The sequence below is a fragment of the Rhodococcus sp. 24CO genome (assembly GCF_050586165.1).
In the GTDB taxonomy this organism is placed as follows: Bacteria; Actinomycetota; Actinomycetes; order Mycobacteriales; family Mycobacteriaceae; genus Rhodococcus_F.
Genome location: NZ_JAZFNF010000005.1, coordinates 103,597 through 117,819 on the forward strand (window position 1 = coordinate 103,597; position 14,223 = coordinate 117,819).

Annotated in this window: 13 protein-coding genes; 4 read left to right on the top strand and 9 right to left on the bottom strand. The window is 61.4% G+C overall.

Annotated elements, in window-relative coordinates; all coding sequences use genetic code 11:
- Window positions 1-95: 95 nt before the first annotated feature.
- Window positions 96-1,676 carry an ATP-binding protein gene (locus tag V2B23_RS13410; RefSeq protein WP_430950795.1) on the top strand — a complete coding sequence of 527 codons (1,581 nt, stop codon included), beginning with the start codon at window positions 96-98 and terminating at the stop codon, window positions 1,674-1,676.
- A complete protein-coding gene (locus tag V2B23_RS13415) occupies window positions 1,673-2,362 on the top strand; it encodes a response regulator (RefSeq protein WP_430950796.1) in 690 nt (229 codons plus the stop codon). The genes V2B23_RS13410 and V2B23_RS13415 overlap by 4 nt, the downstream gene beginning before the upstream one ends.
- Here the strand turns inward: V2B23_RS13415 and V2B23_RS13420 are convergent.
- Together V2B23_RS13420 and V2B23_RS13425 are read right to left on the bottom strand one after the other, a co-directional pair.
- Entirely contained in the window at window positions 2,359-4,476 is a 2,118-nt protein-coding gene (locus V2B23_RS13420) for a S9 family peptidase (protein WP_430950797.1), read from the bottom strand. The two genes, V2B23_RS13415 and V2B23_RS13420, sit on opposite strands and share 4 nt — an antisense overlap.
- Window positions 4,473-5,366 (bottom strand): phosphoribosylaminoimidazolesuccinocarboxamide synthase, encoded by an 894-nt coding sequence (locus V2B23_RS13425; protein ID WP_430950798.1) that lies wholly within the window; start codon window positions 5,364-5,366, stop codon window positions 4,473-4,475. Before V2B23_RS13425 ends, V2B23_RS13420 begins: the two co-directional genes overlap by 4 nt.
- A 296-nt stretch (window positions 5,367-5,662) precedes the next feature.
- Between V2B23_RS13425 and V2B23_RS13430 the strand changes: the two genes are divergently transcribed.
- Window positions 5,663-6,580, top strand: a complete 918-nt coding sequence (locus V2B23_RS13430) for a tyrosine-protein phosphatase (protein ID WP_430950799.1) — start codon at window positions 5,663-5,665, stop codon at window positions 6,578-6,580.
- Between the two features lie 55 nt (window positions 6,581-6,635).
- Here V2B23_RS13430 and V2B23_RS13435 read toward each other — a convergent pair whose 3' ends face one another.
- From V2B23_RS13435 to V2B23_RS13460, 6 genes are all read right to left on the bottom strand, one after another.
- A complete protein-coding gene (locus tag V2B23_RS13435) occupies window positions 6,636-7,295 on the bottom strand; it encodes a response regulator (protein ID WP_430950800.1) in 660 nt (219 codons plus the stop codon).
- Between the two features lie 27 nt (window positions 7,296-7,322).
- On the bottom strand, window positions 7,323-8,744 hold the full coding sequence (locus tag V2B23_RS13440) for a DUF1254 domain-containing protein (protein ID WP_430950801.1): 1,422 nt from the start codon (window positions 8,742-8,744) through the stop codon (window positions 7,323-7,325).
- 53 nt (window positions 8,745-8,797) lie between these two features.
- Window positions 8,798-9,214, bottom strand: coding sequence for an HIT family protein (locus tag V2B23_RS13445; protein WP_430950802.1), 417 nt, complete (start codon window positions 9,212-9,214; stop codon window positions 8,798-8,800).
- Window positions 9,215-9,280: 66 nt separating this feature from the next.
- Window positions 9,281-10,702: an adenylosuccinate lyase gene (gene purB / locus V2B23_RS13450; protein WP_430950803.1), complete on the bottom strand. Its 1,422-nt coding sequence runs from the start codon at window positions 10,700-10,702 to the stop codon at window positions 9,281-9,283.
- Window positions 10,703-10,742: 40 nt separating this feature from the next.
- Complete coding sequence (locus tag V2B23_RS13455; RefSeq protein WP_141486485.1) at window positions 10,743-11,348, bottom strand: TetR/AcrR family transcriptional regulator; 606 nt, start codon at window positions 11,346-11,348, stop codon at window positions 10,743-10,745.
- Between the two features lie 64 nt (window positions 11,349-11,412).
- The gene (locus tag V2B23_RS13460) at window positions 11,413-12,573 is read right to left on the bottom strand and encodes a pyridoxal phosphate-dependent aminotransferase (RefSeq protein ID WP_430950804.1); all 1,161 of its coding nucleotides are present in this window, start codon (window positions 12,571-12,573) and stop codon (window positions 11,413-11,415) included.
- 93 nt (window positions 12,574-12,666) lie between these two features.
- Here V2B23_RS13460 and V2B23_RS13465 point away from each other — a divergent pair, with 93 nt between their 5' ends.
- The gene (locus V2B23_RS13465; RefSeq protein ID WP_430950805.1) at window positions 12,667-13,209 is read left to right on the top strand and encodes a putative immunity protein; all 543 of its coding nucleotides are present in this window, start codon (window positions 12,667-12,669) and stop codon (window positions 13,207-13,209) included.
- Window positions 13,210-13,242: 33 nt separating this feature from the next.
- On the opposite strand, the gene V2B23_RS13470 is transcribed toward V2B23_RS13465, so the two are convergent.
- Complete coding sequence (locus tag V2B23_RS13470; protein WP_430950806.1) at window positions 13,243-13,794, bottom strand: hypothetical protein; 552 nt, start codon at window positions 13,792-13,794, stop codon at window positions 13,243-13,245.
- Window positions 13,795-14,223 lie beyond the last annotated feature (429 nt).

Consider the following 14,223-nt stretch of genomic DNA (forward strand, 5'->3'; position numbering starts at 1 on the left):
CAGTGAAGTGATGGGGATCACTCGAGTTCGTGGAGAATTCTTGTTGGAAATGTGTAGGGCGTGAAGTTTGTGTTCATAACGTTCAGGAGTAACCGATGGTCCAACGACGCAGTCACCGACGCATGAGCGTCGCCCGGCAGATCCTGCTGCTGCAGCTCGCACTGTTGTCGCTGGTCATCGGTGTGGGAGCGGCACTGGCCGTAGTGGACGAGCGCGGTGACAGCGACGACGCCATTCGCCGCCAGGTGAGCTCGATCGCCGAGACACTGGCCTTGACGGACTCCACTGCGCAGGCGCTCACCACCGAAGACCCGACCGCGATCTTGCAACCGCAGACCGAGAAAATTCGCATGGCCACCGGCGTCGACTTCATCGTGGTGATGACGCCCGATCGCACCCGGTACACCCACACCAACACCGAACTGATCGGCGAATTGTTCACGGGCAACATCGACCGGGCGTTGGCGGGTGAGACATTCACCGAGACGTACGCGGGTTCGTTGGGCCCGTCGATTCGCGCAGTCACGCCGGTCTACGACGCGAGTGGGACGCTTGTCGGATTGGTCGCTGTCGGTGTCACCCGCGAGGAGATCAGCAAGCAGTTTGCCCAGAGCATTCCGACCATTCTGACGATTACCGCCGCGGGATTGACTGCGGCTGTTTTGAGCTCGTTGTTGGTGAGTAGACGAATCAAACGTCAAACGCTGGGTCTGGCACCCGACGAACTGCTCACGATGTACGAGCACCACGACGCCGTTCTCCACAGCATCGGCGAGGGCTTGGTGGTTATCGGCCGGGGGCGGGGCGGGGCGGCTCAGGTGGATATGGTCAACGACGAAGCGCGTCGTCTTCTCGATCTACCCGAAGGCCGAGTCGATCTGTCGGCGATTCCGCCCGCGTTGCGCGACGCCGACGCAGGTTCGGCCACTGATCAAGTCCATCTCACCGATCAACGAATACTCGTGGTCAATCAGCACCCGGTTGAGTGGGAAGGCAAGCGGATTGGCACAGTTCTGACTATTCGCGATCACACCGAATTACAGAATGTTCTCGGCGAACTCGATTCGGTTCGCGATTTTGCGGAATCGCTGCGCTCGCAGGCTCACGAGAGCGCCAACCGCCTGCACACCATCATCACGATGGTGGAATTGGGCAAATACGACGAGGCAGTTTCCTTTGCCACCAACGAATTACGGCTCTCTCAACAGTTGATCGATCGTCTCGTCAACGCCGTCCAGGAACCGGCACTGGCCGCACTGTTGCTCGGAAAACTCAGCGAAGCTACCGAACGCGGAGTGGAGTTGACCGTCACCGAGGACACCGCACTCGGTGCTCTCACGCCGCTCACGTCCCGTGAGTTGGTCACACTGGTCGGCAATCTGGTGGACAATGCCATTGACGCCTCGCGCTCCAGCGAGCAGCCGTGGGTGGAAGTGACGGTCATGGAAGAGGATTCGACAATGGTGGTTGCGGTGGCCGACAGTGGGCCAGGCATGACGCCCGATGCGCTCGAAAGGGCCAAGGAGCGTGGCTATTCCACCAAATCCGGATCGCGCGGCATCGGCCTCGCCTTGGTCTCGCAGATCGTGAAACGCCACGGCGGCACCTTCGTGAGCGAGCCCGGGCTGGGTTCCATGCTGGTCGTACGAATCCCGCTGCGGCAGGCACAGCAGTGATCCGGGTGCTCGTTGTAGACGACGAACCACTGATCGCCGAGGCACACCGATCGTATGTGGAGCGGGTGCCGGGGTTTGTCGTACACGGTGTCGTTCACAGCGGTCAGGCCACTCTGCGAGCGGTCACGGAGGCGCACGCCGCCGGTGAGTCCATCGATCTGGTGCTCCTCGACATCGGCCTACCGGACGCGAGCGGACTCGATGTTGCATCGGCACTCGGCGGGTTGCGTCCGAGTCCGGACATCATTGCGGTGACCTCTGCGCGCGACCTCGACGTGGTGCGAACCGCCGTTGCCCGCGGAATTGTTCTCTACCTGCTCAAACCGTTCACTTTTGCAGCATTCCGCGACAAGCTCGAAAGGTATGTGGAGTACCGCGCGGCGCTGCCCGCCGGCGAGTCCGCAGCGAGCCAATACGACATCGATCGCGCGATGGCCGCGCTACGCACCTCCGACGATCGGGCCGCGTCGGCAAAAGGCTTTGCCTCCCAGACGCTCGGACTCGTATCGGCGTGTGTTCGGGAGACCGATACTCCGCTCACCGCAGCGGAAGTCGCCGCTTCCGTCGGCGTATCCCGGGTGACAGCGTGGCGCTACCTCGAAAAACTGGCAGACGACGGTCTGCTCACCCGGGAAACCGAATACGGACGTGCTGGGCGCCCCCAGGTCCGTTACCGCAGAAGCTAGTTCGCCGCCCCGACAGTGTCGAGAACCCACGCGAACTCGAAGGCAACTTCCTTCCACTTCTCGTAGCGACCACTGACACCACCGTGTCCGGCGCTCATCTCGGTCTTGAGAAGAAGCGGAGCGTCACCGGTCTTGGTGGCACGCAGTTTCGCGACCCACTTTGCCGGTTCGACGTACAGCACTCGGGTGTCGTTGATGCTGGTGATCGCCAGAATCGCCGGGTAATCCTTTGCTTCCACGTTCTCGTACGGACTGTACGACTGCATGTACTCGTAGACGGCCTTGTTGTGCAAAGGATTTCCCCACTCGTCCCACTCGATGACCGTCAGCGGCAGCGACGGGTCGAGGATGGACGTCAGCGGATCCACAAACGGCACATTTGCAAGGATGCCGGCAAAGAGTTCCGGCGCGAGGTTGGCTACAGCACCCATCAGCAGGCCGCCCGCACTACCGCCGTCGGCAACCATACGATCAGCAGCGGTGACGCCGGTGTCGATCAAATGCCGTGCGCAGGAGACGAAGTCGGCAAACGTATTCTTCTTGGTGAGCGTCTTGCCGTTCTCGTACCAATGCCGGCCCATCTCGCCGCCACCGCGGACGTGCGCGACAACAAACACAACACCGCGATCGAGTAGCGACAATCGTGCAACCGAGAACGACGGGTCGATGCTGGCCTCGTAGGAGCCGTAGCCGTACAACAGCAACGGAGCCGGACCTTCGGGCGCTCCAGCCTTGCGAACGATCGAGAGCGGAATACGGGTGCCGTCCTCGGCCACTGCCCAATCGCGTCGCTGCACGTAGTTCTTCGCGTCGAAGTCACCGAGCACGGGCTGCGACTTCCGCAGTGCCAGTTCACCGCTGGCGACGTAGTAGTCGTAGACCTGACCGGGCGTGATGAAGGACGTGAAGCCCAACCGGATGGTGGGCTGCGCCCATTCGGGATTCGATCCCATTCCGATGCTGAAGAGTTCTTCGTCGAAGTCGATCTCGTGACGCTCGCCGTAGCCGTCGGCTGTCAACGGCCACACGGCAACTCGGGTCAACGCCTCACGGCGGTAACTCAACACGATGTGACCGGCAAAAGCCTCGGCTTCTTCCAGTCGCACGTCGTCACTGTGCGCGATCAACGTAGTCATGTTCGTCGGATCCGACACAGGAGCCTCGACCAGGACGAAGTTCTCGGCCTTCACACCGTCCACGACGTCGTTGTGGAGGATGAGGAAGCGGTCTTCTCCCCCGATCACGGCATGTTCGGCGCCGTACTCGACGCCTTCACGACGCGGAATGATCACGCGGAAGTCGCCTTCCGGGTTGGCCGATTCGAGGATCCAGCCCTCGCTGGTCACCTTGGAACCGACCCAGATCACCAGGTACTTCTCGCTGCGCGTCGAACCGACCGACACCCAGTACCGCTCATCCGGTTCGTGGAACACCGAAACATCTTGGCTCTGCGGCGTTCCCAGCTTGTGGCGCCACACAGTGTCCGGGCGCCAGGATTCGTCGACAGTCATGTAGAAGACGTGGCTGTGATCCAGTGCCCAGGTAGCACCGGGAGCGGTGTCGGGAATCTCGTCACCGAGGATTTCCCCGGTCTCGAGATTCTTGAACCGCAGCATGTACCGCTCATCGCCGACGATATCCACGGAGTACGCCAGCAGTGTGCCGTCCTCGCTGATGGAAAACGCACCGAGAGAGAAGAAATCGTGCCCTTCTGCCTCGAGGTTGCCGTCCATGAGGATCTGTTCGCCGTCCAGTTCAACCCCGGGGGTCAAGTTGGGCGGCGTCCAGTCACCGTCGTCGGCGATCGGGCACCGGCAGTGAACGTTGTACGACTTACCTTCGACGCTCCGGGCGTAGTACCACCACTTACCCATCCGGGTGGGTACCGACATATCCGTTTCCTGCGTACGCGATTTGATCTCCTGGAAGATCTTCTCGCGCAACGGCTCCAGATGCGCCGTCTGCTCGTCGGTATACGCGTTTTCAGCTTCGAGATACGCCACTACCTCAGCGTTGTCCTTGTCCCGCAGCCACTCGTACTCGTCGACGAACGTGTGTCCGTGATGGGTACGTTCGGTGGGAACCTTCTTCGCGACCGGCGGGACGAGGCTCATGCGCTGGGACCGACCCAATCTGCGAAGGACAATCCGGAAATACGTTCGTACGCTTCGATGTAGCGCGCGCGAGTCGCGTCGACAATCTCCTGCGGCAAAGCCGGCGGCGGAGTGTCGGACGCCCGATCCCATCCGGATTCGGGACCGGTAAGCCAGTCACGAACGAACTGCTTGTCGAAGCTCGGCTGAACCTTGCCCGGCTCATAGCCTTCGAGTGGCCAGTACCGCGAGGAATCGGGGGTCAGAACCTCGTCGGCCAGCACAAGATTGCCGCCCGCGTCGAGACCGAACTCTAGCTTGGTGTCGGCGAGGATGATTCCGCGATCAGCGGCAAAATTGGATGCTCGCGCATACACGTCGAGGGTGTCCTCACGAAGCTGAATCGCGAGGGTCTGACCGACCTTCTCCACTACCTGATCAAAACTGATGTTCTCGTCGTGATCACCGAGAGCAGCCTTGGACGCCGGGGTGAAGATCGGATCGGGCAGGCGTGATGCTTCGACGAGTCCTTCCGGAAGGTTGACGCCGCACACCGCGCCGGTCTTCTGGTAATCGACCAGACCGGAACCCGTGAGGAATCCTCGGACCACGCATTCGACGGGAATCATCTCGAGCGAACGCACAACCAGAGCGCGCCCGAGAACCTCTTCGGGGATGCGGTCGTCGTCGGGCTCACCCGCGAGGTGATTGTTGCCGCCGAGGACGTTGAAGAAGAACACGCTCATCGCGGTGAGGACGCGGCCTTTGTCCGGAATCGGCGTGCTGAGCACGTGATCGTAGGCCGAGATCCGATCACTCGCGACCAGCAGCAAGTGCTCGTCGTCGATTGTGTAAAGGTCGCGGACCTTGCCACCGGCCAGATGAGTGTAGGAATCAAGTGTAGGACGCACGGTTATCACCCTATCGGGCGTTCGCAGTTCGTACAGAACCCTGGTAGCCGGGACAGGTAAGTGGACTCCCCATTCGGTGAGCCGTCCGCCCTGCTTATCCGGATATGCAGCTAATCCATGCCCTGTGCGCAAGAGGTCACCGTCACAGTTGATGAGCTGCCGGTTTGCCGACAATCCCGCCGAAACAGATCTCCCATTGGGTGGGAGGCACCTCCAATTTGCGGGATTCGCGGGTCCACACTCGATTCAGAGCCTCGTTCGCGCAATCAGATCCCCTCTCCACGAAGGACTTTCACATGTCACGAGCTTCACGCAACACCGGTGTCCGTGCCGTCGCAGTATTGGCGATCACAAGCAGCCTCCTGATCAGCGGCGCTGCACTCGCCCAAGCCGCTCCCCCATCACCCGTCGGCTCGCTGGACTTCGGTTCCTTGGATTTCGGCAGCTCACAGGAGGTTGCCGACGCTCCGCGTCTGGTGGGCATCGACAACTTCCGGGATGTCGCCGGCACCGGATCCGGGTACTCGGGCTCCTTCGGCCAACACGTCAACAAGGGTGTCTTCTACCGCGCCAATGCCATTACACCGAAGGGCGCCGACATGGCTGCCCTGGAGTCACTTGGATTGACCAAGGTCTACGACCTGCGCACCGCAGCCGAAATCGCCGACAAGCCGGATGTTCTACCTGCCGGGGTCGCCTACGAGAACATCCCGGTCCTGGCCGGCGACATCTACCAGATGGCATTCCAGATCAAGTCGCCCGAGGAAGCCCGCTCATTGATGCAGGATGCAAACCGCTCGTTTGTCACGGGCGCCGCTGAACGGGCCGGATTCACTCAACTGCTCACTGCGCTCGCGGAAACCGATGGGCCACAGGTCTTTCATTGCACCGCAGGTAAGGACCGCACCGGCTGGGCGTCGATGTTGCTGCTGAGCATCGCCGGCGTCGACCGCGCCACGATCATGAGTGATTATCTGCTGACCAACGAGTACTCGACCGAAAGCATCAAAGCAACACTCGCGTACATCTCCAGTGTGGCTGGTCCGGCAGTGGCAACCAATATGGAACCGCTCCTCGGAGTCGAGGCCGGTTACATCGAGGCGGGACTCGATCAAGTGGAATCCTCGTACGGAACCATCGATCGGTACCTGACCGAGGGCCTCGGTCTCAGCCTGTCGACTATCGGGGCGCTGAAGGCCAAACTGCTCGGATAAATGCACTTTCACGTGGTGTTCGTCGCCGCTTCGCGGAGGCGGACACCACGTGTTCTTATCGGACCCGCGAATCTCTCACCATATTGTTCCGATACGCCCAGATGACAATCTGCACTCGCGTGCGGACATTGAGTTTCCGGCAGATATTGCCGATATGCGATTTCACCGTGCTCAGTTCGAGTTTCATCGCGTCGGCCACCTCACCGTTCCCCAACCCACTCGAAAGAAGCTGGACCACTTCCATTTCCCGAACACTCAATCCGTGGTCGGGAAATTCGGATGGGGCAGACGGTTTACGACGCGCGAATTCGGCGACCATTCTGCGGGTGAGCTTCGGCGACAATACCGAGCCGCCGTCTGCTGCGGCAATGACCGCGTCCACCAAATCGTCCGGGTCGGTGTCTTTGAGCAAGAACCCGACCGCGCCCAGGTCCAGCGCACCGAAAACGTACTCGTCGAGGTCGAACGTCGTCACGACGATAACGCGAGTTTTCGGGAATTCCTTCAGAACCTCGCGAGTCGCAGTCAGACCGTCACCATGCGGCATTCGAATGTCCATGAGAACTACGTCCGGTTGAAGCAATCGGACTTGCTGGAGTGCTTCGAATCCCGATGCCGCATGGCCGACGACCTCGATGCGAGGGTGATCGGTGAGGAAAAGCTCGAAGCCTTGACGGACAACCTGCTGATCGTCGGCGATGAGTACTGTGATCACGCGATCATCCTCCAGCTCGGCGCGGCATTAATCCACGTTATCGCTCTCGATGATGGCAGATGCACAATGAGTGATATCTCCGAGTTTCCAACTTCGATCGAAATAGGGCTCCAGCGGACCGTAGAGGCGGAAATACGAAAACCAGTGCTGTCCGGGAATTGTCTGAACCCAATTTGATTCCTTCCCGGCCGGCGCGCTCGGTCCGTAGTAGAGGTCCACCGATCCGTCGTCGTCGAAAACGAGATCGGGATCCCGCGAACCTCGGTCGCCTCGCCCCTGCTCGTTGTCGATCAGGCAACGCGTGTCGACGGTGTACACCGTCGCCGACCAGAACAGTTTCGCGGGAACGTCGGCGGGAACGTGAAGTGTGTAGTTCTGTCCGCCGTCCAACCACTGACCATCGGTATCGCAATAGCTGCCGAGGTATGCCTGACCGACCCCGGGCGTCGTACTCTTCATCGCCTTGGAAAAGCTGACCGCTTCGTAGAACCACGACGCGCGCTCAAAGAACTCGTCGTAGCCGTCCCCGCGTTTAGCGGAGTTGTCGAGGACAATTGCCAAGTCCCACTGCCGATCCGGCCAGTAACGCGAACCTGGGAACCGTTTGACAAATGCATTGGCCTGAGCAAACACCTCGCCGACGTCGACGGCACGTTGCAGGATTTTCTGCACCCGCTCATCCGGCGCAAACGGCTTTCCTTTTTCGATCCCCAATTGCCGTAGCCACGCCAACGGAAAGCGGTCCCGCTCCTCCACCGGTTCGTCCTGCAGGATCGTGTGCAGCAGCTCCCAATACTTCAGATCTCGAGGTTGAATTCCCGTCCACGGCTTGCCATCCGGGGAGACCAATCGCGTCGGCGTCGGATTCTCGCGCTCGCGATGCGGGAACACACGAACCGCGTCGACCAATGCGCCCGAACGCACCGGGTCCGGATCGAGCGTGCGGAAGCCGAACATGATGTGCATCATCGGCGACTGCACAACCGTGTATTCACCTGTGTCGTCCACACTTTGGCCTGGACCGACTACCAGCGTCTTCCCACCGTTGCCCGCATCCGGTCCCATTTCTCCGAGCACGGCAAATTCGCGCTGCCAGAAATCCGCGACACCACCCGCAGTCGGTCCCGGCGGTAGCTCGATCACCAAGGGCCCCGATGCACCAAGATCGAAGAAGCCGAGAATGTACGGCGTTGTCGCGTTAGCCGTGATCAGGCCCAACCGATCGCGGTACGAGCGGTAAACGACCAAGTCCGACGCGGTAGCTCCGAAAATGGTGGTGTGGACGTCCATCCACTGCGCCCACGACACGATCGGCAGGGACCAGAGATACGCCTGTACCGCCGTCTGGAAGTCGAGTTCGTCGAAAACCGTACCGATGTCGGCGCGCGCGGGCAATTCTCCGTCGCGACGGACTTTGCCGGTGGAATAGGTCAGTTCGATGTCGGCCATACCCCAGATAGTCCAAGGGTATGGCAGGCTGCGAATCACCCACGTCGGGTGAACTACTGGATCAGGGCATCTCGGATGACAGCAGCCGTACTGTCGAGAACTGACCTGGTGGGTGTGCGCGGAATTGCACGAAGCCCGAAACCGTCGCCCCGATTGCGCGGAATGACGTGCAGATGAACATGGAAGACTTCCTGCCCTGCAACGGCTCCGTCGGAGAGATGCAGGTTCACCCCGTCGACAGGCAGCTGTCCGGTACGCATCGCTGTTGCGATCTTGTGCGCGACTGCAAAGATCCTGGCACCTTCGTCGAAGTCGAGGGTCGACAATCCACTGGCATGACGCTTCGGCACGACCAGGAGATGCCCCGACGTGAACGGTCGAATATCCATGAAGGCAAGGACATTCGCGTCATCGTAGACAACACTTGCCTCGGCTTCGCCGGCGATGATGGAGCAGAAGATGCAGTTCATGGTCTTCGACCCTGTGCGCCTTTTCGGCAGTGGTCACTACCAGAAAGGCGCACGGGGGCGTAGCCCCTAGAGGATCGCTGACGGCACGTATGCCGCAGCTTCAGGATTGGCGTCGACAAGTTTCTGGACCTCGGCCACCACGGCGTCGACCTGAGCCGACGCGGCACCGATGAAGGCCGCCTTGTCCGCGAGTGCCTCGTCGAGGGCAGCGCGATCCAGGGGAAGACGGTCGTCCGCAGCGAGGCGATCGAGCAAATCGGGTTCCTTGCCCTCTTCACGCATCGCGAGTGCCACCGCGACGGCGTTCTCCTTGATGGCTTCGTGCGCGGTCTCGCGTCCGACGCCCGCACGAACTGCTGCCATGAGTACGCGTGTCGTCGCGAGGAACGGCAGGTAGCGGGTCAGTTCCTTCTCGATGACGGCCGGGTACGCGCCCATTTCGGCGAGCACGGTCAGGAAGGTCTCGAACATGCCGTCGATCGCGAAGAACGCGTCAGGCAACGCGACTCGGCGAATAACGGAGCAGAAGACGTCGCCCTCGTTCCACTGAGCGCCCGCCATCTCGGCCGCCATCGAGCCGTAGCCGCGCAGGATGACCTGCAGGCCGTTGACACGCTCACATGAGCGGGTGTTCATCTTGTGCGGCATCGCGGAGCTGCCGACCTGGCCCGGCTGGAAGCCTTCGGTCACCAGTTCGTGGCCGGCCATCAGGCGGATCGTGTGGGCGAACGACGACGGCGCGGCGCCCACCTGAACGAGTGCGGAGATGACGTCGTGATCGAGCGAACGCGGGTAGATCTGGCCGACGCTGGTGAGAACCTTGGTGAATCCGAGGTGCTCGGCAACCTTCGTCTCGAGCTGCTCGAGCTTCGCGGCATCACCGTCGAGGAGGTCGAGCATGTCCTGAGCCGTGCCCATCGGGCCCTTGATTCCGCGCAGCGGGTAACGGTCGATCAGCTCACGCAGACGGGTCAACCCGACCAGCAGCTCGTCGGCTGCGGAAGCAAAACGCTTGCCCAATGTTGTCGCCTGAGCTGCGACGTTGTGCGAGCGTCCGGCCATCACGATGGACGAGTACTCGGCAGCGCGCTCACCCAGGCGGGCGGCGACGGCGACGCCGTGGTTGTAGACGTGCTCGAGTGAGCGGACGATCTGCAACTGCTCGACGTTCTCGGTGAGGTCGCGGCTGGTCATGCCCTTGTGAACCTGCTCGTGACCGGCAAGAGCGTTGAACTCCTCGATACGTGCCTTCACGTCGTGGCGGGTGACGCGCTCACGATCCGCGATGGACGCCAGGTCGACGTTGTCGATGACTCGCTCGTAATCGGCAATAGCGTCGGCCGGAATGTCGATGCCCAGCTCAGCCTGTGCCCGCAACACCGCCACCCACAGCTGTCGTTCGAGCACGATCTTGTGCTCGGGAGACCACAGAGCTGCAAGCTCCGGGCTGGCGTAACGGTTGGCAAGGACATTCGGGATGCGGCTCACGAGGCCTCAGTCTAACGGTGCGTGAACGGTGCTGTTACCCCTACGCAGGTGGGGCCATCACGTCGATGGATTCGAGGAGCATTCCGCGCGCCAACCCACGCGGGTCGGGGTCGTACTCCCCCAGTGCGGAGATCATGGCGCCGTCGACCATCGCGACAAGGCGTCGCAACTGCCCTTCCGAGCTGGTGCGACCGGAACGTGCCAATGCCTCGGTGAGCGCCTCGTCCAGTTGCGCGCGCAGTCGCAACTGCACCTCACGAAGTGCCGGGTGGCGGGCGCACGCCACAAATCTCTCGTACCGCGCGATCAATCGTTCCCGACTCTCCGGCCGCTTCTCGTCCTCGCCGAGTAGCACCTCTACCAGCAGGTCGACGGTGGACTCCGGTCCCCGGCGACGCTGAGTCACCGCGGCAACCCGGGCGCGCACGGCATCCATGTCCGCGTTGCCGTTCAACTCGACGGCACACGCAATGAGATCGTCGAGTGAGTCGAAGTAATAGGTTGTCGAGGCCAGCGGAAGACCAGCCCTGGCAGCGACCGCGCGATGACGAACCGCGTCGAATCCACCTTCCAGCAAAAGTTCAGCAGCAGACGCCACCAACGCTTGGCGGCGTTTAGCTCCCTTGGGTGTTGCTGCTCCCGACACGTTTCCATCGTGCCAGTTTCAGCAGTGTCGGCACCGGAAAACAGCCCGAACGTCCTGTTGATTGTTACTCGAGCCACGTTTCGAGGCGTCGTAGCGCCTCTTCGATATCCGCGGTGGCACCGGCAAACGAGAGACGAACCATCCGATCCCCGTGCACCGTGTCGAAGTCGATTCCCGGCGCAAGCGCGACTCCGGTATCTGTCAGCAACCGCGAGCACCATGCAGTAGCGCCCTCGTCGCCGCACAGATGTCCGATATCGGCGTACACGTAGAAGGCACCGTCCGCGGGAGCAAGTTCGGTGATGCCGAGCTTCGGCAGACCCGTCAGCAGAAGTTCACGATTGAGCGCATATCGCTCGACATGGCCGTCCAGTTCGATCTTCGCTTCCACCGAGAACGCTTCGATTGCGGCGTACTGCGAAATTGCAGGCGGGCACACGGTCATGTTCGACGCCAGTCTCTGCAGCGGGCGACGCAGGTAAGTGGGCACCAGCATCCAGCCGAGACGCCACCCGGTCATGGAGAAGTACTTGGACACCGAACCGATGACCACGGATTCGCGGGACGTTTCCCAGGCACTCGACGTCTGCTGATCGCCGTAGCCGATGCCGTGATAGATCTCGTCGGAAATCAGCAGTGTTCCGTTCTTGTCGCACCACTTCGCCAGCGCGGCAAGCTCTTCGGGTGCGATGACGGTTCCCGTCGGGTTGGCAGGGCTGGCAACGATCAGTCCGGCCGGGGGCGTCGGCAGCGCGTCGAGCATCTCGACGGTCGGCTGGTACCTGGTGGCCGGGCCACAATCGAGTTCTACGACGTTGCATCCCAGCGCCGCAAGAGTATTGCGGTAGGCCGGGTAGCCCGGACGCGCAACGACGACGGTATCGCCTTCGTCGAACGCCGCCAAGAACAGCAAGGTGAACGCACCCGAAGATCCAGTGGTGACAACCACGTCATCGGCGTCGACGGTGATCCCCGAGCTCTCCGAGTGGTACCGGGCGATGGCCTCGCGGAGCGGAAGAATGCCGAACGTCTCGGTGTATCCCAGCAGTTCTGTGCCGAGGATCTCGCGCGTTGCGGCCAGCACCGGGGTAGGTGCCGGCGTCGACGGCTGGCCGGCCGCCAACGTCAGGACGTCACCATGAGTCCGCTGACGTTCGGTCGCGGCTTTCCACACGTCCATGACGTGGAAAGTCTGGATGTTCGATCGACGAGATTCTGAGCGCACACCTCGACGGTAGTCGGTACGGGCGATCGCGTGTCAGCGGGTTCTCGATCAGTAGCATTACGGTCTGGAAAGCCACCTGAGAGAATCGAAGCGATGACACAGGCCCACAGCGACTTCCCCTTGACGACTGACGAGTTACGCACAGTCGCAAGGTTCGCCGCCGAAAGCGCTCAACAGATATTGCCGGTATTCGAAGCCGAAGCACCTGGCGACCGACGCCCGCGGGCTGCACTCGACGCCGCACGGGCTTTCGCCGACGGAGCGCCCAGAACCATCTTGCAGCGCGCCACCGCCCTCGATGCACACCGGGCTGCAAAGGAGATCACGAGCGAGGCCGGACAGCTCGCGGCACGGGCCTGCGGTGACGCCGCAGCTGCTGCCTACTTGCACCCCATCGCGAGAGCGACGCAAGTCGGCCATATCCTGCGGGCGGCGGCATGTGCCGCCCGAGTAGCCGAACTCGAGGCGGGCGGCGATGAAGCCGCCTCAGCACAGTCCATAAAGTCGACCTGTGATCGCGCGACCTCCGTGCTGCTCGACGTCCTCGGGCGATACCCAACTGCCCCAATAGGGAAGAACAGGGTTGCCCAACTCATGAGCACGCTCGACAGCTCCCTACGCCACCGCGAAACCTAGGAACGAATCATTCTCTCCTAGAATATCTTTCGATTAGATCAGTCCAATGCCCCTCTCCTCTGCGGGAAACCACGCAATTGTGCGATCCCACTGATCTGTCGGCGCCTCGAGAGACTGCTCGCCGACCAACAACTCCAACGAAACGTGCAACGACTCCCCAGCCCGCCAGGCGAGGACCTCGTACGTTCCAGACGGAACGTGGATCTGTGCGGTGCGGTCAGGGTGCTCGACGACGACGCTGTCCGCGAACTGGGCAGCCATCGTCAGATCCGTGAACGACGGAACATAAAGCACACCGTCGGTGGCATTGATCCGCGCAGATGCGCCGTCGTCGGGAACATGTTCCGGGTGACCGACTCTGATCGTCACCTGCGCACCATCGGCCTCCGGGCCCACGTATACAACAAAGGCAGACCCGAGTTGACGTGCGGCCGCAAAATGCTCCAACAGTTGCGACAGGCTCCAGTCCTCGTTGACAAATCCCTCGTAGATCGAGGTGTTCACCAACGCGAAGAAACCATCCTCGTCCACCTCAATCTCACCGACCACACGAAGGTCTGCCGAACCACTTGGCACGTTCCCCATCACAATCCCCCGAGTATCAGACGCCAACGACACCACACGATAACGTCGTTGGGAGAGACTGGATGTCATGACTTCTCGTCGTCGATTTTCCATCCGTCACAGTTGAGTGTCCGCATCCGCTCGACCGTGGCATCGACGCTGGTCATAGCATTCCGTCTGGTGGCCGCGGGGTGCGCTCATACTTCTTCTCGCGCACTCGCTTCAACTGTCGGCGCAGGACACCCCGGACACACGAGCCACACTTCGGATCTTCCGTCACCGACAGACCCTCCCCCGCCACCGTTACCGATGACGCGAGGGTCGCAAATGCCACGTACCCCTTTAGAACCAAGATCATTCCATAACCCAGAGGTATTGATCATTCCTCCGCATTGTCAACCAAAGGCAACTAGCGTGACGTCAGTTGTCCGCTATTCACGGAGGTGAGCA